Source organism: Streptomyces sp. NPDC005820 (genome assembly GCF_040630255.1).
GTDB lineage: Bacteria > Actinomycetota > Actinomycetes > Streptomycetales > Streptomycetaceae > Streptomyces.
Genome location: NZ_JBEXXE010000001.1, coordinates 438,593 through 464,367 on the forward strand (window position 1 = coordinate 438,593; position 25,775 = coordinate 464,367).

At 70.9% G+C, this 25,775-nt stretch carries 21 protein-coding genes; 8 read left to right on the forward strand and 13 right to left on the reverse strand.

Going from position 1 to position 25,775, the window contains the following annotated elements:
• Positions 1-46 precede the first annotated feature (46 nt).
• From ABZ464_RS01980 to ABZ464_RS01990, 3 genes are read left to right on the forward strand one after another with little or no spacing between them, the layout of a single operon-like run.
• Entirely contained in the window at positions 47-1,330 is a 1,284-nt protein-coding gene (locus ABZ464_RS01980) for a multidrug effflux MFS transporter (RefSeq protein WP_359269493.1), read from the forward strand.
• The gene (locus ABZ464_RS01985; protein WP_359269496.1) at positions 1,294-2,451 is read left to right on the forward strand and encodes a serine hydrolase domain-containing protein; all 1,158 of its coding nucleotides are present in this window, start codon (positions 1,294-1,296) and stop codon (positions 2,449-2,451) included. The genes ABZ464_RS01980 and ABZ464_RS01985 overlap by 37 nt, the downstream gene beginning before the upstream one ends.
• A 32-nt stretch (positions 2,452-2,483) precedes the next feature.
• On the forward strand, positions 2,484-3,470 hold the full coding sequence (locus ABZ464_RS01990) for a small ribosomal subunit Rsm22 family protein (RefSeq protein WP_359269498.1): 987 nt from the start codon (positions 2,484-2,486) through the stop codon (positions 3,468-3,470).
• 12 nt (positions 3,471-3,482) lie between these two features.
• Here the strand turns inward: ABZ464_RS01990 and ABZ464_RS01995 are convergent, their stop codons facing one another.
• Positions 3,483-5,141, reverse strand: a complete 1,659-nt coding sequence (locus ABZ464_RS01995; protein ID WP_359269501.1) for an alkaline phosphatase D family protein — start codon at positions 5,139-5,141, stop codon at positions 3,483-3,485.
• A 156-nt stretch (positions 5,142-5,297) separates the two neighbouring features.
• Between ABZ464_RS01995 and ABZ464_RS02000 the strand changes: the two genes are divergently transcribed.
• Complete coding sequence (locus ABZ464_RS02000; protein WP_359269504.1) at positions 5,298-6,068, forward strand: SDR family oxidoreductase; 771 nt, start codon at positions 5,298-5,300, stop codon at positions 6,066-6,068.
• A 260-nt stretch (positions 6,069-6,328) separates the two neighbouring features.
• Here ABZ464_RS02000 and ABZ464_RS02005 read toward each other — a convergent pair whose 3' ends face one another.
• Positions 6,329-7,546, reverse strand: a complete 1,218-nt coding sequence (locus ABZ464_RS02005; protein WP_359269507.1) for a serine hydrolase — start codon at positions 7,544-7,546, stop codon at positions 6,329-6,331.
• A 248-nt stretch (positions 7,547-7,794) separates the two neighbouring features.
• Here ABZ464_RS02005 and ABZ464_RS02010 point away from each other — a divergent pair, with 248 nt between their 5' ends.
• Positions 7,795-9,267: an ABC transporter permease gene (locus tag ABZ464_RS02010; RefSeq protein ID WP_359269510.1), complete on the forward strand. Its 1,473-nt coding sequence runs from the start codon at positions 7,795-7,797 to the stop codon at positions 9,265-9,267.
• A gap of 134 nt (positions 9,268-9,401) precedes the next feature.
• On the forward strand, positions 9,402-10,115 hold the full coding sequence (locus tag ABZ464_RS02015) for an ABC transporter ATP-binding protein (protein WP_359269513.1): 714 nt from the start codon (positions 9,402-9,404) through the stop codon (positions 10,113-10,115).
• A 78-nt stretch (positions 10,116-10,193) separates the two neighbouring features.
• On the opposite strand, the gene ABZ464_RS02020 is transcribed toward ABZ464_RS02015, so the two are convergent.
• Complete coding sequence (locus ABZ464_RS02020; protein WP_359269516.1) at positions 10,194-10,520, reverse strand: nuclear transport factor 2 family protein; 327 nt, start codon at positions 10,518-10,520, stop codon at positions 10,194-10,196.
• 148 nt (positions 10,521-10,668) lie between these two features.
• On the opposite strand from ABZ464_RS02020, the gene ABZ464_RS02025 reads away from it, so the two are divergent.
• On the forward strand, positions 10,669-11,232 hold the full coding sequence (locus ABZ464_RS02025; protein WP_359269519.1) for a DoxX family membrane protein: 564 nt from the start codon (positions 10,669-10,671) through the stop codon (positions 11,230-11,232).
• Positions 11,233-11,279: 47 nt separating this feature from the next.
• Positions 11,280-11,639, forward strand: a complete 360-nt coding sequence (locus tag ABZ464_RS02030) for a MazG-like family protein (protein WP_359269522.1) — start codon at positions 11,280-11,282, stop codon at positions 11,637-11,639.
• Between the two features lie 47 nt (positions 11,640-11,686).
• On the opposite strand, the gene ABZ464_RS02035 is transcribed toward ABZ464_RS02030, so the two are convergent.
• The 10 genes from ABZ464_RS02035 to ABZ464_RS02080 form a co-directional block, all read right to left on the reverse strand.
• Positions 11,687-13,252 carry an HEXXH motif-containing putative peptide modification protein gene (locus ABZ464_RS02035; protein WP_359269525.1) on the reverse strand — a complete coding sequence of 522 codons (1,566 nt, stop codon included), beginning with the start codon at positions 13,250-13,252 and terminating at the stop codon, positions 11,687-11,689.
• 19 nt (positions 13,253-13,271) lie between these two features.
• Positions 13,272-13,406: an aldo/keto reductase gene (locus ABZ464_RS02040; RefSeq protein ID WP_359269528.1), complete on the reverse strand. Its 135-nt coding sequence runs from the start codon at positions 13,404-13,406 to the stop codon at positions 13,272-13,274.
• 174 nt (positions 13,407-13,580) lie between these two features.
• Positions 13,581-14,774 carry a caspase family protein gene (locus ABZ464_RS02045; RefSeq protein ID WP_359269531.1) on the reverse strand — a complete coding sequence of 398 codons (1,194 nt, stop codon included), beginning with the start codon at positions 14,772-14,774 and terminating at the stop codon, positions 13,581-13,583.
• Positions 14,771-15,916 carry a hypothetical protein gene (locus ABZ464_RS02050; RefSeq protein ID WP_359269534.1) on the reverse strand — a complete coding sequence of 382 codons (1,146 nt, stop codon included), beginning with the start codon at positions 15,914-15,916 and terminating at the stop codon, positions 14,771-14,773. The genes ABZ464_RS02045 and ABZ464_RS02050 overlap by 4 nt, the downstream gene beginning before the upstream one ends.
• Before the next feature lie 54 nt (positions 15,917-15,970).
• Entirely contained in the window at positions 15,971-20,443 is a 4,473-nt protein-coding gene (fxsT, locus tag ABZ464_RS02055) for an FxSxx-COOH system tetratricopeptide repeat protein (RefSeq protein ID WP_359269537.1), read from the reverse strand.
• 62 nt (positions 20,444-20,505) lie between these two features.
• Positions 20,506-21,564 (reverse strand): MoxR family ATPase, encoded by a 1,059-nt coding sequence (locus ABZ464_RS02060; RefSeq protein ID WP_359269540.1) that lies wholly within the window; start codon positions 21,562-21,564, stop codon positions 20,506-20,508.
• The gene (locus ABZ464_RS02065; protein ID WP_359269542.1) at positions 21,561-23,225 is read right to left on the reverse strand and encodes a hypothetical protein; all 1,665 of its coding nucleotides are present in this window, start codon (positions 23,223-23,225) and stop codon (positions 21,561-21,563) included. Before ABZ464_RS02065 ends, ABZ464_RS02060 begins: the two co-directional genes overlap by 4 nt.
• A 714-nt stretch (positions 23,226-23,939) precedes the next feature.
• Positions 23,940-24,161, reverse strand: coding sequence for a hypothetical protein (locus ABZ464_RS02070; protein ID WP_359269621.1), 222 nt, complete (start codon positions 24,159-24,161; stop codon positions 23,940-23,942).
• The gene (locus ABZ464_RS02075; protein ID WP_359269544.1) at positions 24,088-24,258 is read right to left on the reverse strand and encodes a sigma factor; all 171 of its coding nucleotides are present in this window, start codon (positions 24,256-24,258) and stop codon (positions 24,088-24,090) included. Before ABZ464_RS02075 ends, ABZ464_RS02070 begins: the two co-directional genes overlap by 74 nt.
• Positions 24,259-24,823: 565 nt before the next feature.
• A complete protein-coding gene (locus ABZ464_RS02080; RefSeq protein ID WP_359269547.1) occupies positions 24,824-25,657 on the reverse strand; it encodes an alpha/beta hydrolase in 834 nt (277 codons plus the stop codon).
• Between the last annotated feature and the right edge of the window lie 118 nt (positions 25,658-25,775).

Consider the following 25,775-nt stretch of genomic DNA (forward strand, 5'->3'; position numbering starts at 1 on the left):
CTGAGAGCATAGGTGGCGGAGACAGGAATGAGGGAGGGGCGGCCGTATGCCGGAGGGTGGGGCGATACCGGGAGTGTCGGCGGTATCGGATACGACGGCCGTCGCGCCGCCGTCGCCCGCGCGGCGCCGGACCGGTCTGCTCGTCACCCTGGTCCTGGGCGGTCTGACCGCCACTCCCCCGCTGTCGATGGACATGTACCTCCCGGCGCTGCCGGAGGTCACCCGCTCGCTGCACGCGCCCGCCGCGACGGTCCAGCTCACGCTGACCGCCTGTCTGGCGGGCATGGCGCTGGGGCAGCTGGTGGTCGGGCCGATGAGCGACCGGTGGGGGCGGCGGCGTCCGCTGCTCGCCGGTCTCGCGGTGTACGTCGTCGCGACCGTGCTGTGCGCGCTCGCGCCGACCGTGGAGCTGCTGATCGCGTTCCGGCTGGCGCAGGGCCTCGCGGGCGCGGCGGGGATCGTGATCGCGCGAGCCGTGGTGCGTGATCTGTACGACGGTGTGGCGATGGCCCGCTTCTTCTCGACCCTGATGCTGATCTCCGGGGTGGCGCCGGTGGTGGCGCCGCTGATCGGGGCGCAGATCCTGCGGGGGACGGACTGGCGGGGTGTGTTCGCGCTGCTCACGGTGGTGGGGCTGGCGCTGGGCGCGCTGGTGTGGGCCCGGCTGCCGGAGACCCTGGAGCCGTCCGAGCGGCACTCGGGCGGGGTGGGCGAGGCGCTGCGCTCGATGCGCGGGCTGCTCGCCGACGCGCCCTTCACGGGGTACATGTTGACCGGCGGTTTCGCCTTCGCCGCGCTGTTCGCGTACATCAGCGCCTCGCCGTTCGTGGTGCAGGAGATCTACGGCGCCTCCCCGCAGACGTTCGGTCTGCTGTTCGGGGCGAACTCGGTGGGGCTGGTGCTGGTCGGGCAGATCAACGGCAAGGTGCTGGTGGGCCGGGTCCGGCTGGACCGGGTGCTGGCCGTGGGGCTGACGGTGGTGGCGCTGGCGGCGGCCGCGCTGCTGCTGATGGCGGCGGGGGTGTTCGGCGAGGCGGGTCTCGTGCCGGTCGCCGCGGCGCTGTTCGTGCTGATGTCGGCGATGGGTGTGACGCTGCCGAACGCGCAGACGCTCGCCCTGATGCGGGTCCGGCACTCCGCCGGGTCCGCCTCCGCGCTGCTGGGTACGTCCTCCTTCCTGATCGGCGCGATCGCCTCCCCGCTGGTCGGGATCGCCGGGGAGCGCACCGCCGTCCCGATGGCCGTCGTCCAGCTGGCGGCCGCGCTGGTGGCGCTGGCCTGTTTCATGGGAATGTGCCGTCCCTGGAGACAGACCGTGGAGGAGAGCTGAGCGCACCGAGACTGCGCGTCGACACCCCGGAACGGGCCGGGCTCGACCCGGAGGAGATGCGCCTCCTCGTGCTCGACGTCATCGACCTCATCACCGGCGACCGGCCCTGGGCCGCGGGCGCCGTCGTCGTCGCGGGCCGCGGCCCGGTGATCGCCGTCGAGGAGGCGGTGGGCTGGGCGGTGCGGTACGCGTCGTACGACCCCGAGGCCGACGCCGGGGTGGAGCTCCCTCCCGACGCACGCGTCCCGATGACCGTGGACACCCCCTTCGACCTGGCCTCCCTCACGAAACTGTTCACCTCGGTGGCGGCCGTGCAGCAGATCGAGCGGGGCACGCTGGGCATCGACGCCCGGGTCGGCGCCTATCTGCCCGACTTCCGCGGGGCCGCCGCGCACGACCTCACGGTCCGGCAGCTCCTCACCCACACCTCGGGCCTGCGCCCCGAGCTGCCGCTGTACGACTGCGCGGACGACGAGGAGCGGCTGGAGGTCCTGCGCGCGGAGACTCCGGCCGGGCCGCCGGGCACGTACGTCTACTCCGATCTGAACATGCTCCTGCTCCAGCGGCTTCTGGAGCGCCTGACCGGCCGCGGTCTCGACGTCCTGGTGCACGAGGGGATCACCCGGCCGCTGGGCATGACCTCGACCCGTTTCGGCCCCTGTCCGGGCGCGGCGGCCACCGAGGACCAGTGGCGGCCGTGGGCCAAGGCGGACCGGGGGATGCTGCGGGGCGAGGTGCACGACGAGAACGCGTGGGCGCTGGGCGGGGTGGCCGGGCACGCGGGCCTGTTCTCCACCGGCCGCGACCTCGCCGTCTTCTGCCGCACCCTGCTCGCGGGCGGCTCGTACGGCCCCGCGCGCGTCCTCGGCCCGGACTTCGTGGAGCTGCTGCTGGCCCCGCCGGGGCTGGGCCTCGCCGTGGACCAGCCGTGGTTCATGGGCGAGCTGGCGGGTGAGGGCGCGGCCGGCCACACGGGTTTCACGGGGACCTCCCTGGTGCTGGACCCGGCCACGGACACGTTCGTGGTGCTGCTGGCGAACACGGTGCATCCGGTGAGACGGGTGCCGGACAGCTCGCCGCGGGCGCTGGCGGGGACGCGGATGGCGATGGCGGTGCGGTGAACGCCGTGGCCGCGACCTGAGAAAATCGGCGGGTGAACGTCTCCGTATCCACCGCCGAGACCCTCCGCGCCGCGCTGGGGGAACTCCTCGACGGTCTGCCGCCCCGGCAGGCCGCGCAAGCCGTCGAACGGCTCATCGCCAACTACCGGGGGGCCACCCCCACCGACGCCCCCATCCTGCGGGACCGCGCGGACGTGGCCGCCTATGCCGCGTACCGGATGCCGGCCACCTTCGAGGCGGTGTGCTCGGCGCTGGAGGCGTTCGCGGACGCGGTGCCGGAGTGGACGCCGGGCAGTCATACGGACGTGGGCGGCGGGACGGGTGCGGCGACCTGGGCGGTGAGTGCCGTCTGGGCGGGGACGCGTCCGGTGACCGTGCTGGACTGGGCGGAGCCCGCGCTGGCCCTCGGCAAGGAGGTCGCCGCCGCGAACCCGGCGCTCGGCGACGCCCACTGGCGGCGCGCCCGCATCGGGTCGGCCCTCGCACTGGACCCCACCGACCTGGTCACGGTCTCGTACGTCCTGAACGAGCTGGCCGCGCCCGACCGCGCCGCGCTGGTGGACGCCGCCGCGGCCGCCGCGCAGGCCGTGGTGATCGTCGAGCCGGGCACCCCCGACGGCTACGCGCGCCTGATCGAGGCCCGGGACCGGCTGATCGCCGCCGGTTTCCGGATCGCCGCGCCCTGCCCGCACAGCGCCCGCTGCCCGATCGTGGCCGGCCAGGACTGGTGCCACTTCTCGGCGCGGGTCAGCCGTTCCTCGCTGCACCGGCAGGTCAAGGGCGGCTCCCTGCCGTACGAGGACGAGAAGTTCTCGTACGTGGCGGCCGCCCGCTTCCCGGTCTCCCCCGCGCCCTCCCGGGTCGTACGCCGCCCGCAGATCCGCAAGGGACAGGTGCTCCTCGACCTGTGCGAGACCGAGGAGCGGCTGGACCGGACGACGGTGACGAAGAAGCACGGCGAGCTGTACCGGGCGGCCCGGGACGCGGACTGGGGCGACACCTGGCCGCCACGGCGCTGAGCGGCTGGGGCCCTAGGCGGGCTTGAGGCCCTGGTCGCCGATCTCGGTGACGAAGGAGGCGGCCGTGCTGATCGGGGCGCCCTGGGTGGTGACGTACGGGACGGTCTTGAAGTCGGCGCGGGCGAGGTCGCGGCCGAGGGTGACGGTCGCGTAGCCGCGCAGGCCGTTGTAGAACCTCAGGTGCGGGTTGGCGGTCATGAAGGTGGCCCAGTTGGACGGCTGCGCCGAGCCGTTGCCGCCGCTGGAGACGGACGTGGTGACGATCTCGGTGCCGAGGGTGCGCGAGGCGGGGTCGGCGAAGTCCCGCTTGACGTCGAAGCCGTAGTGCACGTGCACGTCCCCGGTGAGGACCATCAGGTTCTCCACTCCGGCGTCCTCGGCGCCCGCGAGGATCCGCTCACGGGAGGCCGGGTAGCCGTCCCAGGAGTCCATGGAGACGCGGGAGGGGACGGCGGTGGAGTTGTACCGCCGGGAGAAGGTGACCTGCTGCGGGACGACGTTCCAGAGAGCGCGTGAGCGCCGCCAGCCGTCGATCAGCCACTGTTCCTGGGCGTCGCCGGTGAGGGTGCGGGCCGGGTCCTCGGACTCGGGGCCGGGGAACTGCCAGCCGTCGCCGTAGGCCTGGTCGGAGCGGTACTGGCGGGTGTCCAGGACGTCGAACTGGGCGAGCCTGCCCCAGTGGAGCCGGCGGTAGAGCCTGACGTCGGGGCCGTCGGGGAGCTGGGGGCGGCGCAGCGGCTGGTTCTCCCAGTAGGCGCGGTAGGCGGCGGCCCGGCGGATGAGGAACTCCTCGGGCGGGTCGTTGTTCTCCGAGACGGAGGCCGCGTAGTTGTTCTCGGTCTCGTGGTCGTCCCAGGTGACGACGAAGGGGTGGGCGGCGTGCGCGGCCAGCAGGTCGGGGTCGGACTTGTAGAGGGCGTACTTCATGCGGTAGTCGTCCAGGGTCACCATCTCGTGGCCGTAGACGGCCGGTACGGTCCCGGCGGGGTAGGCGCGGGCGCCGCCGACGCCGCTGACGGCGTATTCGTACAGATAGTCGCCGAGGTGGAGGACGACGTCCACGTCGTCCTCGGCGAGGTGCCGGTACGCGGTGTAGTAGCCCTGGTCGTAGCGCTGGCAGGAGACGACGCCGAGGGTGAGCGCGGAGGACTCGGCGCCGGGGGCGGGGGCGGTGCGGGTGCGGCCGGTGGGGCTGATCCAGGTGCCGGCCTTGAAGCGGTAGTAGAACGTGCGGTCCGTGTCGAGGTGGTCGGCCTGGACGTGGACGCTGTGCCCGAACTCCGGGTGGGCGACGGCCGTACCGCGTCTGACGGTGCGGCGGAAGTTCTCGTCGCGGGCCAGTTCCCAGTGGACGGGGACGCGTTCGGCGGGCAGTCCGCCGTCGGGCTGGTACGGGGCGGGGGCGAGGCGGGTCCACAGCAGCACGGAGCCCGGCAGGGGGTCGCCGGAGGCCACGCCGAGGGTGAAGGGGTCGTCGGTGAGCTGCGCGGGGTCGAGTTCGGCGGCGGCCGCGGTACCGGCGGTGGGCAGGTTCACGGCGAAGGCGAGGGCGGCGGCCGCGCCGGTGACGGTGAGGAAGCGGCGGCGGCTGGGGGCGCCCCCTCCGAGGGAACGGCGGGCGGCCTCGCGGAGTTCGGGGGTGTGCTGGGACTGGCGTGCTGCGGGTGTCATCCGGTCCTCCCCTGACGGTGGGTGTCCCTGGCATTGGAGTGGCCGGGGGCGACCGACGGGCGGCGCCGGGTTGACACGTACACAACAGTCGCATGGCGGACGGGGGAGTTCCGCATGGCGGAGGTCGTCTTTCGGCCTGCCGTACGCTGCGGCTCCATGGACGCCAAGGAGAGTGTGGAGACCGGCAGGATCGCGATCGTCACCGGTGCCGGTTCCGGTATCGGGCGGGCGGTCGCCGTGGAACTGCTGCGTACGGGCTGGTCGGTGGGGCTCGCGGGGCGGCGCGCGGAGACCCTGGAGGCGACGGCGGCGCTGGTGCCCGGGGCCGCGGGTCTCGTCGTACGGACGGACGTCTCGGATCCCGGAGAGGTGGGTGCCCTGTTCGCCGCCGCGCGGGAGCGGTTCGGGCGGCTGGATCTGCTGTTCAACAACGCGGGGACGTTCGGGCCGGGCGGCGTGCCGTTCGAGGACCTGCCCTACGACGCCTGGCGGCATGTGGTGGACACCAACCTCAACGGGGCGTTCCTGTGCGCGCAGGCGGCGTTCCGGCAGATGAAGGAGCAGGAGCCGCGGGGCGGACGGATCATCAACAACGGCTCGATCTCGGCGCACTCACCGCGCCCGCTGTCGGCGCCGTACACCGCGACCAAGCACGCGCTGACCGGACTGACCAAGTCCCTGTCCCTGGACGGGCGGGCGTACGGCATCGCCGTCGGGCAGATCGACATCGGCAACGCGGCGACCGAGATGACGGCCCGGATGGAGACGGGCGCGCTCCAGGCCAACGGCGAGATCGCGCCGGAACCCGTGATGGATGTGACGGACGTGGCGCGCACGGTGCGGCACATGGCGGAACTGCCGCTGGAGGCGAACGTGCAGTTCGCGACGGTGTTGGCGACGGCGATGCCGTATGTGGGGCGGGGGTGAGGGGCCCACGGGGCGTCAATTCCGCGGTCCATACAAGCGGAATTTGGCCATCCGGGCCATTGCGGCCGGTAGTGGACCTATGCTCAACTCTTCTCCACGAGAACTTCACACTTTGAGCACGAGAACGCCTCGCTGATTGAGCCGATTGAGCCGATTGGGCCAAACCGAGGGGGGAAGGGCAGCCGCTCCACGGCACCGGGTGGGGGTGGGCCTCGCATGGGACCGCGGGGTTTGCACCGGTGGTGTGGAGCGGCTGCCACTTATTTTTGGGCCGGGTCGGGTTCGTGGGTGGGAGTGCTGTCGTCTTCGGGGTGCGGGTTCGTCGTGGTTTCTCGCGCAGTTCCCCGCGCCCCTTCAGGTCGGCCGGTGTCGCGTCGGTTTCTGCGCCAGGTGTATGCGCCCGCCGCGAGGAGGGTCAGCGCCCCCGCCGTTCCGAGTGAAGCCCATCCCGAGCCGTCGCCCGTCGCGGCAGCCTTCGAACCCGCGTGAGGGGCCTTGCCCGAAGGTGAGGCCGTTGCCCCGCCCTCGCTCAGCGGGTCCACCAGCTGCCCCACCGGAGTGGCCGAACTCCCCCTCCCGAAGCCCCAGTCCAGGAGGGCGGCCGTCTCCTCGTAGACCGCGTTGTTGCCGCTCTTCGGATGGAGGACGGTGACCAGCAAGGTCCGGCCGGCGCGGGTCGCGGCGCCGGTGAAGGTGTTGCCGGCGTGGGTGGTGTAGCCGTTCTTGACGCCGATCATTCCCCGGTACGGGGTGACGCCGTACGTGCCCGACAGCAGGCGGTCGGTGTTCTCGATGCGGAAGGTCCTGCGGCCCCCGGCGGGGAAGTCGGCGGCCCTGGTGGCGCAGTAGGCGCGGAAGTCGGCGTCGCGCAGGCCGTGCCGGGCGAAGAGGGTGAGGTCGTAGGCGGAGGAGAGCTGGCCGGTGTGGTCGTACCCGTCGCAGGAGACGACATGGGTGTCCAGCGCCTGGAGGTCCGCGGCCCGCGCCTGCATCTCGGCGACCGTCCGGGCGACCCCGCCGTTCATCAGGGCGAGGATGTGCACGGCGTCGTTGCCCGAGCGCAGGAAGACGCCCTGCCAGAGCTGCTCGACGGTGTAGGTGAGGCCGGGCTTGAGGCCGACGAGGCTGGAACCGGCCGGGATGTCGGCGAGGTCGGCGTCGGTGACGGTGTAGCGCTCGGTGCGCTCGAACTTGTCCAGCAGGGTGTCCGCGAACAGCATCTTCAGCGTCGAGGCGGGCGCCAGGCGGCTGTGCGCGCGGTAGGAGGCCAGCACCTCGCCGGTGTCGTGGTCGGCGACCAGCCAGGCGCGGGCGGTGAGCTTCTTCGGCAGGCCGGCGGGGACGGCCGTCTGGACGCCGTCGCGGGCGAGCCGGGCGCCGCCGATCACCGTGCCCGTCGCGGCGACCGCGGGAGCGGCGAGAGCCAGGGGCGCGAGCGCGGTGAAGGACAGCAACGAACGTCGGGAGAATGCGTGCACGGCGGGACCGTACAAGGGGATCCTGTGGGCGGCAAAACACCGTGAGCGTCAGCCAGCCAACCCCTTCCACCTGGGAAAACCCCCTCCACAGCTTAGGAATGAGCTGTCTGATGGAATTCTGATCCAGGGGTCCGGAATCGATCCTCATTCTCAGTCCTTACACATCTTTTACTCAGTCCGGCTCAAAGGTTCCTCCCTAGTTTTTGGGTCGCGTCCACAGCGGGCGCCAAGAACCTTCGAGGAACGGGATGTTTGGCATCTATCTCAAGCGCGAGCTGGGCCGGCGCAAGAAGGCGGCCCTGGTCATCGCTCTGGGTCTGGCGCTCGGTATCGCGCTGGTCATCACCGTCAACTCGGTGTCGGCCGGTATGACGCAGGCGCAGGACAAGGTCCTGCAGTCGCTGTACGGCCTCGGCACCGACATGACGGTGACCAAGGCGCGCACGGCGCCCACCAGCAACAGCTCCGGTCAGCCGAGATTCGAGTTCGACGCGAAGTCGAACGACGACGACTCCGAGCAGAGCTCGGACCGGGTGATGACGCAGGGCGGTCAGGCCCTGAAGTCCGCGCTGGTGACGAAGGTCGCCGCCCAGAAGGGCGTGGCGGACGCGGTCGGCGCGATCACCCTGAACGTCACCAAGGTCGACGGCTCCTTCACCCAGGGCAAGGCGCAGTCCTCCACCAGCGGCAGCAGCGGCAACCAGGGCGGCCCCGGCGGCGGCCAGGGCAGCGGCTCCACCGCGGCCCCGCAGGTCCAGGGCGGCGGCGCCTCCTTCGACGTGAACTCCTACTCCGTGGCCGGCGTGGACGTCACGAACCAGGACCTCGGCCCGCTGGCCGGCTCGAAGATCACCACGGGCAAGACCTTCACCGCCTCGCAGACCAACGCGAAGGTCGCGGTCGTCAGCAAGTCGTACGCCAAGGAGAACAAGTACAAGGTCGGCAAGACCTTCAAGATCTCCGGCACCAAGTACACGATCATCGGCATCGCGACGCCCGACAGCAGCGACTCCACCACCGACGTCTACCTGCCGCTGAAGCAGGCGCAGACCCTCGCCGACGCCAAGAACCAGGTCACCACGATCTACGTCAAGGCGACCGACTCCAAGCAGATCGACACCGTCAAGGCGACGATCCAGAAGAACATCTCCGGTACGACGGTCACGACCTCCGCCGACCTCGCGGAGACCGTCTCCGGCTCCCTCTCCACCGCCTCGAACCTCGCGACCAGCGTCGGCAAGTGGCTGTCGATCGCGGTGCTCGCCGCCGCCTTCCTGGTGGCCGCGCTGCTCACCTCCTCGGCCGTGTCCCGCCGCGTGCGTGAGTTCGGCACCCTGAAGGCCCTCGGCTGGCCGAGCCGCCGGGTGACCCGGCAGGTCGTCGGCGAGTCCATCGTCAACGGTCTGCTCGGCGGCGCCCTCGGTATCGCGCTCGGCCTGGCGGCCGCGTACGCGGTGACCGCGATCAGCCCGAAGCTGACCGCCGAGCTCGGCAACACCGGCGGCGGTGGCGGCGGCATGGGCGGCGGCCCCGGCGGTGGCGGCCCCGGCCAGCAGTCCGCCTCCAACACCATGGAGATCGCCCTGTCGGCCCCCGTCTCCGCGACCACCATCGCCCTCGCGGTGGGCCTGGCGGTGGCCGGCGGTCTGATCGCCGGCGCGATGGGCGGCTGGCGCGCGTCCCGGATGCGCCCGGCGGACGCGCTGCGCAGCGTGTCGTAACACCCCCCGTGCCGGGGCGCCGCGACCGACCCCTCTCCCCCCGGGTCAGCGGCGCCCCAACCCCTCTTCTTCCTTCTTCTCTACGCGTTCTCTACGCGGCTACGCGGCTACGCGGCTACGGACCTGGAGCACCCATGTACAGACTGACCGGCGTCACCAAGCGCTACTCGCGCGGCAAGGAGACGGTGGAGGCCCTGCGCGGCATCGACCTGACGATCGAGGACGGCGACCAGCTGGTCATCCAGGGCCCGACGGGCGGCGGCAAGTCCACCCTCCTGCAGATGATCGGCGGCCTGGACCGCCCGACCGAGGGCAGCGTGGAGCTGGACGGCGTCGACCTGGCCCGCATCAGCGAGGCGAAGCTGACGCGCCTGCGCGCCGAGAAGATCGGCATCATCTTCCAGTCCTTCAACCTCATCCCGACACTGACCGCGCAGGAGAACGTCGAGACGGCGCTCGTCCCCCTGGGCGTGAAGCCGGCCGAGCGCCGCGAGCGCGCGGCGGAGGCCCTGCGCTCGGTGGGCCTGGGCGAGCGCCTGAGCCACGCCCCCTCGGAGCTCTCCGGCGGCCAGCAGCAGCGCGTCGCGATCGCCCGCGCGCTGGTGAAGAAGCCGAAGGTCCTGCTCGCCGACGAGCCCACCGGCAACCTCGACGAGGGCACCCGCGACGACATCATGGCCCTGCTGGAGGGCCTGTGGCACGAGTACGGCCTGACCTTCATCATGGTCACCCACGACTCGTCGATCGCCCGCCGCGCACCGCGCCTGGCCACGATCAAGGCGGGGCAGATCACGCTGACCGAGCAGCACGCGCAGAACGCGTACGTGCCGGCGCAGCAGGGCTACTGAGCCCCGGGAACCTCTCGAGGGGCCGCTCGCCGTTTGTCCGGCGAGCGGCCCCTTCCCGCTGCTCCGCGTGCCCTTGCCCTACGCCTGCCCGGTCTCGAACCGTGCGATGTGCCCGTCACCGGTGACGTCGAAGTGCCAGCGGGTGCGCATCTCGCCCCAGGTGTCGTTGCGGTAGTTCACGACGAGGTCCTGGCCGCGGTTGGACTCGTTGACGACGTCCATGTGGCCGCGGGAGGAGAAGATCTCCCGGTCGATCCACTGCGCGATGTCACGGTCGGAGCCGTCGTCCGCCATGGTCGCGTCGGGCGCCAGGATGCTCAGGAAGGCCTCCTGGTCACCGTCGTTGACGGCACTGACGAAGGCCCGGACGGCCGGGTCGGTGAGTTTGCCGGTCTTGATCGTCATAAGGGCAGCGTCACACCACCCCACTCCGCCCGCCACCCGAACGGCGCCCAGGAGGGGCCGGGTGGGACGCAGGGATGCGACGGTGGACGGAGGAAACCGGAACCGGGGGGTGCCACTGCTGTCTGCTCTGCTCAGGGAGTGAGTCCCCATGACCTTCTGCAACCGCCGTGACGTGGGCCTGCTGCTGCTACGGCTGGGCACGGGCGGCGTCCTGGCCGCGCACGGCGCGCAAAAGCTGTTCGGCTGGTTCGGCGGCCACGGCCTGGAGGGCACGGGCCAGTTCATGGAGTCGGTCGGCTACAAGCCGGGCCGGGCCAGCGCGACGGCGGCGGGCCTGGCGGAGGCGGGCGGCGGCACCCTCCTCGCCCTGGGCCTGGCCACCCCGGCAGCGGGCGCGGCGGCGGCCGGCGGCATGGCGGGCGCGGCGGCAGTCCACGCCCCGAACGGCTTCTTCAACGCCGAGGGCGGCTACGAGTACGCGGCCACCCTGGGCCTGGCCGCCACCGGCCTCGCCATCACGGGCCCCGGCCGCCTCTCCCTGGACCACGCCCTCGGCCACGTCTTCGACCGGGGCTGGATGGTCCCGACGGCCCTGGCGGCGACGGGCGTGCTGACGGCGGTGGTGGTGGGCACGCGCAATCGCCGGGTCCGGCGACGGGAGGAGGGGGAGCAGGCGGCGTTGTTCGAGGAGGGGGAGCTGTTGCTGGGGTGAGGTGAGGCGCGGTTCTGCGGCTTGGCGGCTCATGCCAAGCTGCCTGCATGACTGACGCCGCCTCCCCCACTTCTGATGACATCTGGCCCACGATCGACGCCCTGTGGACCTGGCTGGACACCAACCGCGCCCACGCCGGCCAGGAGGGCCTCCTCCTCCGCATGCTGAAGCTGTCGGAGGAGGTGGGGGAGGTCGCGGAGGCGGTGATCGGCGCGATGGGGCAGAACCCGCGCAAGGGGGCCAGCCATACGTGGGAGGAGGTGCAGGGGGAGCTGTGTGATGTGGTGATCACGGCGTTGGTGGCGCTGCGGACGCTTACGCCGGAGCCTGAGCGGGTGTTCGGGGAGCATTTGGCGAGGGTGGCGGAGAGGTCGCTGGGCGCATCCGAGGCTCCCGGGGTGAGGTGAGCGGCCGACGCGGCCACCGGTCCCACGGCCGACGCCCCGTCACCCCGCTACCCCGGCCGTCGGTCCCCCTCCAGTCGAGTGCGCTCGCGACCCAGTTCCCGTTCCGCGACACGGCGGCCGGCTTCGGCGTGCAGGTCCTCGGGGTTCCTCGCGTACTCTTCCCGTGCTTCGGCGTAGCGTCCCGCCGCGAGGAGTTCGTCCGCGGTCCCAGGTACGGTCGGCACCGCCGCGAACAAGGTGACGCAGCGGTCCGGCCAGCGTGTGATGCCGGCCGCGTTGCGCAGGTGCCATTCCTCCAGGTGCATGCGGGCGGCGAGGCGTGCACGCCGCAAGCAGTCCGCGTCCACGGGTACCCGCTGCCAGGCGTCCAGTGTCGTCGTCAATCCGGCGACGAGGCGACGGCCGGGGAGGGTCAGGGTGGCTCGTGTGGCAAGGGTGCGCAGCGCCATACGGGTCTGCAGGCGGCGCAGCGCGAAGTGGTAACCGCAGGCGCCGTCCCTGTCGTACGTCGTATCGCCGATGAGACCGAGCCAGAAGCCCGCCACCCCGGTGAAGGCGTACACACCGTGCAGCAATCCGGTCAGGTGGCGCGGATCGGAGCGCCACGGCGCGTAGTAGAGCTCCGCGCGGTCGTCCTGGAGAACAGGGAACAGATGGAGCAGCGCGCCCAGTTTGCTGTGCTGATACTCGTGCACGAATGATTCCGCCAGGGCTCGTCCCTCGGTGGGGCGTTCGATGACCATGGAACCGAAGGCATCGCCGGTGGACGCCGAGAGGCGGACCGAAGGTACGGCGGGCGGCTTTGCCGCGGTGCGGCCCCACGGGACGATGGTGTCGACGAGCTCGGGGGCGAGGCTGCCGGGACCGCTGCCCGGTCTGCTGCGGAGGAGGGCGACGGTCTGGTCGTGCACCCGTCGCCATTCGGCGACCTCCTCCGCGTCGAGCCGGGCGGGTGCGATGGGCCGGTCGAGGTCTCGGTACGGGTCGAGGTCGTCGAGGAAGGACATGCGGCGCAGTCGGCGTAGCGGGAACCAGTGTGCTGTCTCGTGGTCGCTCGCGGCGATGTCCGGGAGGGTCCCTTCCGCCGAATGGAGAGTGAGCCTTCCGGCACGCACGGTGGCCCGGCCGACCGAGTGACCTGCCGGGTGGCCCTCGAAGCGCAGCATGCCGAGCGTGGGCAGGACGAGGGCTCCGTCGTTCAGGAGGACGTCGAGTTCACCGTCGGTGCGCGCTTTGACAGCGGCGGCGACGGCGAGTGCATGGAAGTGGCCGACGTCCAGCCAGAGTGTGCTGTCCCCGGCGTCACGGTGCAGACGGCGCAGCACATAGGCGAGCCAGGCTCCTGCCTGGGGCGACAGCACGAGTTCCTCGACGTGCCGGGGCGACTCCCGGGCGGCGTCGCGCAGAACCTTCCAGCCGGTGGCGACCGGCCCGAGCGGGGTGTCGATCGCGCTGGTCGCGTCGAGGAACTCGCGCAGGAGAAGCAGTCGTCTGGAGCGCTCACCGCTTCGGAGCAGGTCGATGGCCTCCGGGGTGCCGCCCCCGGAGGCGAGGGAGGCGAAGTGCCGCTCGGGTATGCGCAGGGGTGGGCATGCTTTTCCGTGGTTCTTCACGGTGCTGTCCGGACTCGCGTCATTCCGCGCGTCCGGGATTCGAACCGCCGGTCAGATTCCCCCGTGAACGGCGCAGCTCCGTCAGCAGGCGAACGGGGAGCGGTACCTCGAGGTCGGTGATGCCCTGGATCGGCATCGAGGCCAGGTCGGCCATGTCCGACTCCCAGTCCGGCAGACTGCTCGGGGTGCCGGACTCTGAACTCTCCGACGTGTCCAAGGCATGTCCCCCTGTGTAGGTGAGATGGCACGTGCTGTCCGGCGGTGTGTCCATCATGGCGACCCGAGGCAGATGGGGGAACCGCACGATCACGCCACGATCACCATGCGATCACGCCATGGGCTCGGGGCTGGTCCCTCGCGCGTACGGATCGTGCCCGGCAAGGTCGTCCAAGGCGGCGGTCAGCTCGCCGCCCCTCCCGGAATCGGGGTCCAGCACAAGGATCGCCTCCCGCAGTTGCCCGAGGGCTTCCGGATATGCGGAGAGTCCGACGACGATGCCGGCGATGTCGGAGCGCAGAACCGAGACATTGCGCCGGAGTCGGTCGGTGAAGCGCGCGTCGATGCCCTCGATCACCAGTTCCCGTTGCACGGGGTCCCGCATGAGGGGATACGCGAGGAGACATTCGACGGCCCGTCGCACCGCCGCCTGCCCGGGCCGGGCCCCCTCCCTCGGATGCGGACGGGCGGGACTGGGTACGGAGGCACGCGGGGGTGGTTCGTCGTATCCGCCGTCGGGTCCGCGCAGGACCAGGTGGGGCAGTTGCTCGGTCTGCCCGGCGGCCCTGCGGGCTGCGACCCGGGCTCGTATCTCCGACAGGAAATCCATCGAGTCGGGGACGCCGGGGAGTCGCGCCAGCGCCGTGCCGGGCGGCGCGAGCAGTTGTTCTCTGAGCAGTTCGAGCACGATCTCCGAAAAAAGGCCGGTGCGGCGTTCGGGGTCGTTCCTCGCTCGGCGTCCACGCCCGGCCGCCCGGATCTCCACCTGGCGTCGTTCCGCGTCGCGGCGGCCGGCGGGGAGGGTGTCGGTGGGCAGGGAGTGGCGGAACGCGAGGTCTTCCTCGAAGGTCTCGCACACGTCCGCCAGCCAGAGCTGCCGGTCGAACCCGGGCACCGCATCGGTCCTGAAGCGGGCGAGGGAGGAATCGAAATCGATGGAGCGCTTGTCCGGAACTGTCGCGTCGGCGCACAGCAGCCTGAGCCGATCGGTATGGTCCAGCACCCCGTGTCCGCCCCACCACACCCACAGATGCCGGCCGTCGGCCACGCTCGACAGGTCGCCGACAAGTGCCGCCCGTAGCGAGGCGTGATCTGCCGGCCGGTACGGATGGGCGGGAGTGGTTCCGGGAAGAGGGGCGAGGTGCAGGTGCAGATTGGCCTCGGGTACGCCGGCCGCGTGCATGAGGGTGCGGAAGCGCAGTGCGTCGTCCACCGGACCGGGGAGGTTCCAGTGCGGGCCCGCGGCATAGGACTCGATGCCGACGATGAGCGCGTGGACGTGGGCCGGATGCACGGCGGCGGTCACGGCAGGTGCTCCGCGAGGCAGTCGTAGAGGGCCGGATTGGCCCAGTAGGCGCTGTGCGAGGCGGGAAAGGGGAGCGAGGACGGCAGGGCCCGGTCGGTGACGCGTCCGGGGAACAACGCGGCACCCGTGTACGAGAGCAGGTCGCGGGGGTCATAGATGTTCAGCCAGGGCGGAACGTGGTCGGGCAGGGGGTGCGGCGGGGTGAGGCCGGGAAGGGCGCCGCTCTCGTAGAGGAAGGGTGCTTGCGACCCGAAGGTGATCAGCAAGCCGACCGCCGGGGCGTCGTGGAGGGCCAGGGTGTCCAGGGCGATGATGCCGCCCAGGCTGTGGCCTATCAGCGTGACCGGTGGTGCCGCTGCCGCGATGAGGTCTCGTAGTCCGGTGCGGAAGGGTTCGCCGTGACTGAGATAGCGGAGGATGTCACCGGCGGCGGGATGTGCGGCTTGAGTGAGCGCGCGGCGGCGGTTCTCGACGGGTCTGGCCACGAGGGCCCCCACGCGCGCCAGCAACCAGCTCTTCAGCCCTCGCTCGCTGCCCTCGGGCGAGGCGCCGAATCCCTGCGCCAGCTTCGCGACGGCCTCGTCCCGGGCGTCCGCGAGGGGCAGGACGGCGCCTCCCTCGGCCAGCGCCCGCCGGGTGGCGTCGGCGACGAGCGCGCGGGCGAGAATTGCCGCGAGTTCGTCCGTGGGCAGGGAGTCCGCCGCCGCGGTGAGCAGCGGTTCCGCTGCCAGCTCCGCCGCTGCCCGGCTGAGGTGCGGAGCCAGCTCGGGCAGCGTTTCGTCGGTGACGGCGCCGAGCCGCCGGCGTGCTTCCCGGGCCGGGGAGGCGGCTCCCGGGGGCCGTTCTTCCCTGCCGTCGGGGGAACCTGCCGAGGCCAGGCCGAGTTCCAGGTAGGGCTCCGCGTAGAGCCATTCCCAGGGGTCGTGATCGTCGGACTCGAGTGCCCGGTGCCGGCCCCCCGATTCGAGCGGAAGGCTGGCTCCTCCGTGCGAGAGGGTGGCCCCGTGCGGGCCGCCCCAGTAGTACCCCAGAACCGTGACGTCCGGCCGACGCCCCGTCAGTTCCTCCGTGAACCGCGCCCGTAAGGCCGAAAAGCGCGGCTCACGTACCCCCGTGCCGTGAATGAGTACCACTGTCGACACCAGCAGATCCCCCCTGCGGTCGGCTTCCGTACAACCCGGCGGACGCCTCTCCCCCTACAGCGGGAGGGGGCTCATGTCGCACTCGATGCGCCGGTTGAACCGGGCGGCGACCGACCACGGATGTCCCTCCGCCACGACCCTCGCGAAGCCGACCACCGCCTGCCGCTGGAGGGCGTCCGCCTCCTCGCCCTGTCCCAGGCCACGCAGGTCGAGCGAGAGGTTGGCGAGGGCGGCGAGGGTGACGGGGTGCCCGGGCCCGGCCACCTCGGTCAGTGCTTCCCGGGCCGCCCGGTCGGTGTCTCGGGCCCCGGCGAAGTCGAAGCGGTAGTAGTGGTCGTGGGCCCGCCCCAGTTCTGCCGTGAGGGTGGTGATGTGACGCGGTCCCAGAGTTCTGGTGAGGGTCTCGATGACCTGCTCGTCGAGCTCCGCAGCCGCGGTGAACTCCTTCATGGCCCGCAGGGTCGCGGCCAGGTTGGCCATGGCGACCAGGGTGTTGGCGTGGTCCGGTCCGAGGGTCTGCCGGTAGAGGTCGACGGTCTGGCGACCGAGGTTGTGGGACCCTTCCAGGTTCCCCGCGAGCCTACGGTCGACGGTGACGTTGCTGGCAACCGCCAGTACGTCGCCGTGGTTCGCCCCGTACCGGGAGGTGAGGCGCGCGAGGGTGAGCTCGCTCAGCGCCGCCGCCTCCGGCAGGGCCCCGTCGCGGCGAAGGCAGACGGCAAGGTTGTACGCGGCCCGCAGCGTGGCGACGTACTCCTCTCCGTAGGCATGCCGATACGACTGATACGTCTCTTCCTGTCGCAGCCGGGCCCGTGGGTAGTCTCCGCCCTCACGGATGTCGATGGCCAGACCGTTCTGGGTGTTGAGCGTGAGCAGGTGCGTGGGCCCCTGCACGTTGACCCACTGACGGACCGTCTCCTCGTCCAGTTCCTCGGCGGCCTTGAAGTCCCCGCACAGACGCAGCGACACGCCGTAGCTGTGCGCGGCGAGCAGTGTGTGGACGTCGTCCGGACCGAAGGGGTCCCGCGCCAGAGCCTCCGCTTCCTTGTCGCTGTCGCGAGCCTCCTCGAACCGTCCGGCGTACCGCAGGGCGCCGGCGTACTGCGACAGCGAGTCGACGAGGTCCTCCGTCGGTACCCCGTCCTGTCGTGACCTCTGCAGCGACAAGGCGTTCAGCCGGAATGCCTCGTCGCCCTCGTTCTTCAGACGGAGGAGGAACGCAAGGATCTTGGCGATCCGGATGACGTGGAGATTGTCCTCGCCGGACTCCTCCCGCCACGCCTCGTGCGTGCCCTTCGCGAGCCTCAGCGAGGTGTCGTGGTCACCCCAGTAGTAGAGGTAGAGCACGGAGTCGTAGACCAGTTCCCGCACGTACTCGTCCGTCGAGCGGAAAGCCTCGGAGGCGATGATGTGCGGGACCAGGGCCTGGTAGGCCGGCCACTGCGCCGGGTCGGCATACGCGGGTGTGGGGCGGTTGTTCGCCATCAGCAGGTGCGTCGTGCTGGTCGCGACGGCTCGCTCCTCCGGCGACAGCCGGGCGACGAGCACGTTCTGCAGCAGCCGGTGCATCTGCAGGGTGCCTGCGCCGTGGTTCGTACGGACCAGGGAGTAGCGGTTGAGCAGCCGACTGGCGCGGCCCAGCTCGAGGCTGCCGTCGAGTACGCGCCTGAGAACCTCCGGTACCTGTGTGTCACGCCCGGCCCGCAGCATGGAGAGCGGAACGGGTTCAGGTGCCATGCACGCGCACAGGTCGAGCAGTTGGCGCGCTCCGGGCGCCTCCTGGGCCAGCCGGTCCAGCGAGATGTCCCAGGCCGCGGCGACCGAGACCGGGTAGTCCGGTGAGGGGTCGAGGTTCAGGATCTCCGGTTTGCGCTGTTCCAGCAGGGCCAGGTACTCCGCCACGGGCATCGCGGTGTTGGCGTGCCAGGCCCCTGCCTGCTCGATCGCGAGAGGCAGGTCACCGAGTGCTTTCGCGAGCCGATCGGCGTCCTCCAGCGACATGTGCCGGGCACGTCGCTGGAGCAAAGAGATCGATTCGTCCCTGCGGAAGACATCCACCGACAGGGGCGTGGCAATGCGCTCCCAGTCGCGATTTCGTGACGTGACGATGACTTTCCCCGGGCCGTCGGTCGGGAAATACGAGCGTACGGTTTCGACGTCTTCGGCATTGTCGAAGACGAGAAGCCAGTTGGAATAGGGAACACCTGTGCGAAGCGCTTCCCGTACGGCGGGAACGGCGCGGTTCGCCTCGCGGGAGACATCCAGTCCAAGACGTGCCGCGAGTTGCGACAAAGCACCCAGAACGAGGGTTTCACTCTCGGCGGGGACCCACCAGATGACGTTGTACTCGGAACGATGCCGATAAATGTATTCAACAGCGATCTGCGACTTGCCGACCCCGCCCATGCCGTGCAGCGCGTGGGGCAGCACGGCGGCCGTGCTGTCCTGGCGGAGCTGGGCGTCCACACTCGCGAGAAGCTCTTCCCGGCCGGTGAAATACTGGTTCCGAGGTGGCACATTGCCCATGACGGCAGGGGTGCGCGGCACTGCGGGCAGAGAGGCGGGGACGGGCAGGGCGTCAGGCGCGGGCAGCGGCGGGGACGCCTGCAGATGCGGCGTGGCCGACCCCTCGAGGCGCGGAACGGTGGCTGGCGAGGAATCCACTTCCTCGGTCACGAGTCCATCAGTTCGAGAGTTCTGCGCCACTCCGCCTCCTCCGGTTTCGGCCGCCGCCAGCGCATTGCACTGGCTCGATCCTGAGCCGGCCGGGTCGGCGCCAGCAGGAGTTCCTGACCCTATCGCAGTCACCGGGCCTCTCGGACCGAAGACTTGCGCATCCACAATGAGGCGTGCCCGTTCCGCGTAAGGGCCGGACAGCGCATTCAGGACCGCGCCCTCCAGTTCGGCCCAGGACTCGTCGTCCGACGAGGGCAAAGGGGCGTTTTCAGGGTCGGCCAGGATCTCCTGCAGCCGTCGGCCGCGGCGTTTTGGGTCCGGGATCTCACCGAACGCTTGTACTGCTCGGGCCAGTTCCCGGCGTGTCGTGGTGGCCAGCAGCGCCTTGCGTACGCCAGGCGCGAAATCAGGCCGGATTCTTTCGGCGCCCGGCGAGGACTCCCCGAGCCCTCGCCAATCGATCAATCCGCCCATCAGTACCTCGGCCAGATGGGTCGGCTCGAAGTCGGGCAGCAGCCGTCCGATCAGGCTCGCGACGATGTCGTACTCGAACGGAACAACCGCCATGTGGGCGGCGAGCCGGCGTGCCATCGGCGTGGCGAGGGTCAGGAAATGCCGGACAGCGAGCGAGACCTGCTGCGGGCTGCCCGCAGCGGGGGCCCACAGCCCGGGCGCGGGAACGCCCTTGGCGAGGGCACCCGCAGGGATCGCGGGCATGTCGCGCAGCACTCCACGGTCGCCGCTCACCAGATGGGCCCATGCGGCCAGGGACGTGGCCTTCAGGCTGAGCACGGGCACGGAGATGAGCCCGTCCGTCTCCGGGAAGGCCCTCAACGAGGCCGAGTCGTCCCTGCGCGGTGTGTGTACCAGCCTGGTGTTGGGCACCCCGAAACCCCCGGCTCCGAGGCGGGCGGGGTAGGGGTAGAGCGAGGACCGGTGGCGCAGATGCGGCGGCAGCAGATGCACGAGGGCTGTCGGCCCGGCCCGGGCGAGGAGCGTCAGCAGTACGTCCGCCGAAGGCGCCGCCCAGCCGTGTGCCAGTCCGTCGGTGACCACGAGGTGAACCCGAGTGCCCTGGCTGTCCACGAGTTCACCCGGATGGCTCCGGGCGCCGGACGGCCACAACAGGACCGGCTGGCCGGAGGGCCCCACGCTGACCCGCGCGAGGCGGACGTCCCGGAACGCGCCGCACTGCTGGGCCGCCAGGACGAGGCTGCGCCAGTGCCGCTCCCAGACCGGCATGGTGGGAGCGGCGTCGATGAGCACCACCAGGTCGAACACGGTCTCCTGAGCGGGTACCAGGACCGGCAGCAGGCAACCGCCCTCCCCCAGGGAATGCTCGGCGGTGACGACCTCGTCGACGATCTTCACTTTGCGCGAGGGGACTCTCCGCGCCATCCGGTGCAGGGCCTGCGCCATCAGCGCGACGTCACGGGCCACCGGACGACGTGCCAGCACCGAGTCGACCGGCAGCACGGCGGGCGTCACATGACGCAACGCGGTGGAGGAGCCCTCGCCGGATAACTCCGCGGACGGCGTCAGGAAGGTCCCCGGAGTCGACGGACTCGGGAGAAGCTCGGCAGCGGGGACCGGGCCGGGGCCGTCGGCGGCCTCGGGCTCAGCCGCCTCCAGCGGGCCGCGGTCAGGCTCGGGCGCCGGCGGGGCGTCGGCCTGACGGACCTCGGGACCGGGCTCGATCGGGGTGAGGGGAGGGGAGGATCGATCCGACCGTAACCAGAAGTCGGCAAGCCAGGCGGCGTCGGCGAGATCGCGCCAGTCCGGATCACGCCCGCGCCGCTGCGAAGCCGACACGCCGCCCGCCCACTCGTCGCGCGTCTCCGATGAGGGCACTGGTCGACCCCCCTGTCGCGGGCTGTCGCGGTCGGCTTTCTGATCCTGCTGACGGGCCGTCATCACTGGCCCTTGGAAAGGTCGCGCAACAATACCTCAACAAGCCTACGCCCCTCTTCGGACTCCGAGAAGGCCGAAGTTTCGGCCAGGTCGCGGCCCGTGGAACTGATCAGATAAAGGGCGTTGAGGAGCTGATCGATCGAGTGGGCGCCACCACTGCGCACACGTTGCACGAAGTCATCCGTCAACGCGGCGATTCCCTGCGGACGCTCCCGCAGATGGGCCTCCACCATGGCGAGCAGTTGATCCCGGCTGGGGACGGGCATCTCCAGGGGCAGACACCTGCGGCGGAAGGCCGCCGGGAACTCCCGTTCGCCGTTGCTGGTGATGACGACGATCGGGAACTCCGCGCACTCGACCCGGCCCCGGGAGACCAGCGCTGTGCCGTCGGGGTCGTCGGTGCGCACCAGGACGGAGTCCTCCGCGCCACGGGTCAGCTCGGTGATCTCGTAGGACCCGTTCTCGAGCACGTGCAACAGATCGTTGGGCAGGTCCAGATCGCTCTTGTCCAGCTCGTCGACCAAGAGGACCCGTGGCCGACGGTGCGGCAGAAGAGCCGTTCCCAGCGGTCCCAGGGTGATGAAGTCCCCCAACCTGGGCGCTTCCTGGAGCGTACCGCCCGCCTCCTGCTCGGCACGCCAGGCCGCCAGCGCCTGGGCCCGTCCGATGGCGTCGTAGGTGTAGGTGCCCTCCTTGAGGGTGGTGCGGCTGACCACGGGCCAGGGCAGCACCCGGCCGAGACGCAGCTCGCTCGCCAGAAGGTGCGCCAGGCTGGACTTGCCGACCCCTGGGGGCCCGGTGACCAGCAGAGGCCTCCTCAGCACCAGTGCCGCGTTGACGATGTCGACGCTCGAGTCGTCCAGGTACGGAACGTCTCCGAGGGCGCCGAGCCGACGCCGCAGATCGGGGTCCGCGTCCGGAGGGTCGGGCTGTACCGGCTGTCCCGCGAAGCGCCGCCACGGCGGTGCCTCGGGTAACTCCGGCGGGTCGCCCTCCGAGGGGCGTCCTGTGGCGTGGAAGAGGCGCCAGGAGGGCGCGCTCCGCTCACCGTTCAGCGTCATTCTTCGGTCATCTCCTTCTCGGGTTCCACGATGTGTTGCTCACCGACCAGGCGATGCGGATCGTCCCAGAAGAGGACCAGGTGTTCAGCGAAGTCCAGATGCGGGGCCGGCCGCAGCACCGCGTTCTTCTTGAAGCGTTGCACGGCGTCGGGCAGGTGCAGGGGCGTGGCGCCCGCGGCAGCGAGCACCGCCGACATGATCGTGCGTGGCTGTGTCTCCAAGCCGCCTCGGCGGTCCCACGCCGCACAGCCGACTCCTTCGGCCAGGGCGCACTTCAGAGCATCGAGCGAGTCCGCGCCCTCGGCGGGTGCGTCGACGAACACGACCGACATCTCGGCCTGGAGCGCGAGCCGCATCTGCCACTCCGCCAGCCGACACGCGTCCTCGGGCTCGAAGGCAAAGACGCGGGGTCCACTGTGCCGCAGGTGGCTCCACCGCGTACGCCAGCGTTCGATCTGCAAGGGATCCCCCGCCCTCATCCGCTCCAGGCTGCGCACATGCACGCTGTAGCGGGGGCTCAGGGGCAGAGGCGCGCCGTCCCCCGTCGACAGGTGGAGCCCGGCCACGTCGTGGTTGAGGAGACTGTACGGCAAGACGAACTCGATGTAAGGGCTGACGGGATCCGGCGGTCCCTGCGGGGAACCGGACAGTTCACTCCATCTGCCGACCCCGTCCCGCAACGCTTCCTGGACGGCCTCGGCCAGCCCGTCGAGCTTGGTCATCACGGGGGTGCCCTGCTGCGGATTCCAGTAGCCGGGAACGCTGTTGACCCAGTACTGCACGGCGATGTCGTCAGAGCCGTCGAGGGCCGGGTCGACCACGACGACCAGGCATCTGGGGGTGGTGTGATCGGGCACGTACCCGGAACGTCGACGGCGGCGGAAGGCCAACTGGTCATCCAGTGAATGGCGATGGGCCCATCCCTCGACCAGGTTCCGTAGAGCGCCACTGCGCTCCTCCGAGGAGGCGCAGTCGGCGGCCAGTTCCAGGAGGATGACCGCCGGCGGCAGGCCGTCGGGCTGGGCGTTCATCAGCAGGGCTCTGCTGAGCAGTTGCCCCGCCGACAGGTTGACCGGTATGTCGCAGTCGAGTTCCCGAGCGAGCAGATCGGCCAGCCGCGAGTCGGAGAATGCCTGGTCCTTCTCCAGCAGGGCGCGCGCGGAATGTGACTCGCCGGGGGTGAGCGGTTCCGGGAAGTACGGCACAGCCGACCAGGGGCGGGCGTCGCCCGGGTGGATGTCCCCGTCCTGGGGCGGCGCGGGCGACCTCGGATCGACCGCGCCGAGGCCGCGCTCGCGGTGTACGGCGGGGCCTTCGTCCCCCGCGCCCGTGTGGAGCACCCCGTTCGCCGGGCCACCGGGGGCGGGAGCACGTCCGAAGTGCCGGGCCACTCGTTCGGCGTCCTCACTACCGCAGAACATGGCGACGGTGTCCACAAGGGCGTCGACGCCGTGCGCGCGGTCCTTCACCTCCAGGACGATCTGCACGACGTCCTCGCGCAGGCTGACCCCGCGCAGCTGGACGCTCAGCCGGTGGACTCGCTGGAGAACGTCGACAAAGGCACCCCGTTCGGCGCTGCCGCGCATGCAGGAGAGACCGCACAAGGTATCCACGAGCGGAGACAACGGCCATGCGTCGATGTTCCCGCTCAACTCGCTCATCAACGACTTCCCCCCGGCACGTCGTGCGCAGTTGCCATGAGGCCTGCACGCCGTGCGACTCGTTTCCCGGAGACACGCGTTCTCCGTCCGGTGAGAACGGTGGAACGGTGAGCTCGGCCGCCACATGATCCAGATCGCGCCGGACCAGCGGATCGGCCCGCCCTACGACGCGCAAACCCCACCCCCCAAGTCCCGCACAGTCTTGCGACCACCGGATCGAGGTACAGCCGCCTGTCCCGGCGTGTCGTACCGCGTCCGCGTCTGGAATTGCTACGCATACCCTGCGGCCGTGGTGATCACCCATTCGCCGCTGGCCGGGCGCACGAGTCCACCCCGCCCCGCAGCCGTACGGCAAACGCGAGAGCCCCTGGCCGTCAGCGGGGACAGGAACCGAGGGCAGCGGCATCGTAGGATCGGCATCCCGGACATCTCGGCAACGCCAGTGCCGGCCTGCGGGTCTTCCCGAGCACCTTTCTGACCTGCAACCGCTCTGATCCAGGCATACGAAGGCCTCCAGGACGGCCATCCTGGAGGCTTCGCCGGCACCGACTTGAGGCCGGTACCGGACACGGCCCGTGGCTTTGGCGGGCCGGGTGGCGCCCGCTGGTGGCGTCGATCGGCAGGATCCGGTCGGCCGTGCCGTGCCGGAAGCGTGCCCCGTAGGCGCGACAGCCGACTCAGGCGGCTGCTGTCTCAGCGGCCGTCTCGGTCGCCCTACGTGCGCGGACCCGGTTGCGGAGCTGGCGCAACGCGTAACGGCTCCTGTGACAGATGCCGCAGCAGGGCCACGACGTCGACCGAGGACGCGACCGTGTCGGCGTGGTCGCTCGGCAGGGTGCCCTGGTGTTCCGCGCCCGGGGACTCATGGCGGAAGTAGGCGCTGCGTATCCGGTCGATGGCGAGGTTGTGGGCCACGGTGAGCAGCCAGCCGCGCATCGATCCCTCGTTGGCGCACAGCCGGTCGGAGTTGGTGCCAGGCGCGTATCAAGGTCTCCTGCACGATGTCCTCTGCCATGTGACGATCGCCCAGCATGCGTTCGACGTACGCCAGGAGTGGCTTGGTGCGGTCGGCTGCCAGGGCCTGCGGGAGGTGCCCGCAGCGTTCGGCCACAAGCTCGCCGGGCAGTTGCGTGGGTCACGACGTCCTGGGCGGCTGCCTCCTTGAACGTGGCCGCTGAAAGGGGAGGAAGCCCAGCGGTGTCGGGCCTGGGGACGCGGTCGGCGTTGATGTCTGGAGCAGCCCACCGCCCGCGAGGTGGCCGAGACGCTGCCACACGGCTGTCACGACGCCCGCACCACCCCCGGCCGCCGGCCGCCCTGCGGCTGTCTGCTGGTCGGTCCGCGCTGGCCCGCGGACCCGAGGGCGAGCCGGCCCGACGCGACCCGGCCGAGCGCCGGGGAGCGCGATGCCGGTGGGGTGCGCGCGGGTTCGAGCGTGCCCACGCCGAGGGCGACCCGAGTCCGAAGGCCGACGCGGACGCCCTCGCCCGCTGCCTGACGGGCCGTCGGCCAGGGCGGTGCAGGTCAGCGGCGGGGCGAGCCGCCAGGACCTGCACCGAGTCACGGACCTGGCCCTCGGTGCGGGGCCGAGCTGACGGTTACTTGCTCAGGAAGGCCAGCAGCGCGGCGTTGACCTCCTCGGCGTGCGTCCACAGCAGACCGTGCGGGGCGCCCTCGATCTCGACGTACTCGGCCGAGGGCAGCAGCGCGTGGAAGGGCCGTCCGGTGGAGTCGATCGGCAGGATCCGGTCGGCGGTGCCGTGCAGGATCAGCGTCGGTACGTCGATCTTGGCGACGTCGGCGCGGAAGTCGGTGATCCAGGTGGGCACGCAGGCCACCGACGCGTACGCCGACGCGCCCGCTGCCACGTTCCAACTGGCCCGCACCACCTCTTCGCTGATCCGGTCGCCGAGCGTCTCGTCGAGGTTGTAGAACCCCTCGTAGAAGCCGGTGAAGTAGGCATAGCGGTCCTTGGTGACCGCCTCCAGGATGCCGTCGAAGACGGACCGGTCGACGCCGTCCGGGTTGTCGTCGGTCTTGAGCAGAAAGGGTTCGAGGGAGGCCAGGAAGGCGGCCTTGGCGACGCGCTGCGAGCCGTACGTACCCAGATAGCGGCCGACTTCCCCCGTGCCCATGGAGAACCCGACGAGTACCGCGTCGGTGAGGTCCAGCTCTGACAGCAGGGTGTCGAGATCGGCGGCGAAGCTGTCGTAGTCGTAGCCCGTGGTCGGCTGCGACGACCGGCCGAAGCCGCGCCGGTCGTAGGTGATGACCCGGTGGCCCGCGTCGAGCAGGGCCGGGAGTTGCTTCTCCCAGGAGTGGCCGTCCAGCGGGTAGCCGTGGATCAGCACGACGGGCTGCCCGCTCCCGTGGTCCTCGTAGTACAGCTCGATGTCGGTGGAGTTCTCCTGGCCGACGGTGATGTACGGCATGTCGGTTTCCCTTCGCGGGCTGGTGGGTCAGCGCGGTGACGGCGCCGGGGTGGGTGAGGTGGACCGGTGCGTTCCGGGGGAGCGGGAGGACGTCGATGCCGGTCATGACCGCTCTCCT

What these genes read in the sequence shown, in the direction of transcription:
- ABZ464_RS01980 (WP_359269493.1), top strand. Translation starts at nt 47, where the DNA reads ATGCCGGAGGGTGGGGCGATACCGGGAGTGTCGGCGGTATCGGATACG.
- ABZ464_RS01995 (WP_359269501.1), bottom strand. Translation starts at nt 5,141, where the DNA reads ATGACACCCGCAGCACGCCAGTCCCAGCACACCCCCGAACTCCGCGAG.
- ABZ464_RS02000 (WP_359269504.1), top strand. Translation starts at nt 5,298, where the DNA reads ATGGACGCCAAGGAGAGTGTGGAGACCGGCAGGATCGCGATCGTCACC.
- ABZ464_RS02010 (WP_359269510.1), top strand. Translation starts at nt 7,795, where the DNA reads ATGTTTGGCATCTATCTCAAGCGCGAGCTGGGCCGGCGCAAGAAGGCG.
- ABZ464_RS02015 (WP_359269513.1), top strand. Translation starts at nt 9,402, where the DNA reads ATGTACAGACTGACCGGCGTCACCAAGCGCTACTCGCGCGGCAAGGAG.
- ABZ464_RS02020 (WP_359269516.1), bottom strand. Translation starts at nt 10,520, where the DNA reads ATGACGATCAAGACCGGCAAACTCACCGACCCGGCCGTCCGGGCCTTC.
- ABZ464_RS02025 (WP_359269519.1), top strand. Translation starts at nt 10,669, where the DNA reads ATGACCTTCTGCAACCGCCGTGACGTGGGCCTGCTGCTGCTACGGCTG.
- ABZ464_RS02030 (WP_359269522.1), top strand. Translation starts at nt 11,280, where the DNA reads ATGACTGACGCCGCCTCCCCCACTTCTGATGACATCTGGCCCACGATC.
- ABZ464_RS02040 (WP_359269528.1), bottom strand. Translation starts at nt 13,406, where the DNA reads ATGGCCGACCTGGCCTCGATGCCGATCCAGGGCATCACCGACCTCGAG.
- ABZ464_RS02060 (WP_359269540.1), bottom strand. Translation starts at nt 21,564, where the DNA reads ATGACGCTGAACGGTGAGCGGAGCGCGCCCTCCTGGCGCCTCTTCCAC.
- ABZ464_RS02065 (WP_359269542.1), bottom strand. Translation starts at nt 23,225, where the DNA reads ATGAGCGAGTTGAGCGGGAACATCGACGCATGGCCGTTGTCTCCGCTC.
- ABZ464_RS02070 (WP_359269621.1), bottom strand. Translation starts at nt 24,161, where the DNA reads ATGCGCGGCTGGCTGCTCACCGTGGCCCACAACCTCGCCATCGACCGG.
- ABZ464_RS02075 (WP_359269544.1), bottom strand. Translation starts at nt 24,258, where the DNA reads ATGCTGGGCGATCGTCACATGGCAGAGGACATCGTGCAGGAGACCTTG.
- ABZ464_RS02080 (WP_359269547.1), bottom strand. Translation starts at nt 25,657, where the DNA reads ATGCCGTACATCACCGTCGGCCAGGAGAACTCCACCGACATCGAGCTG.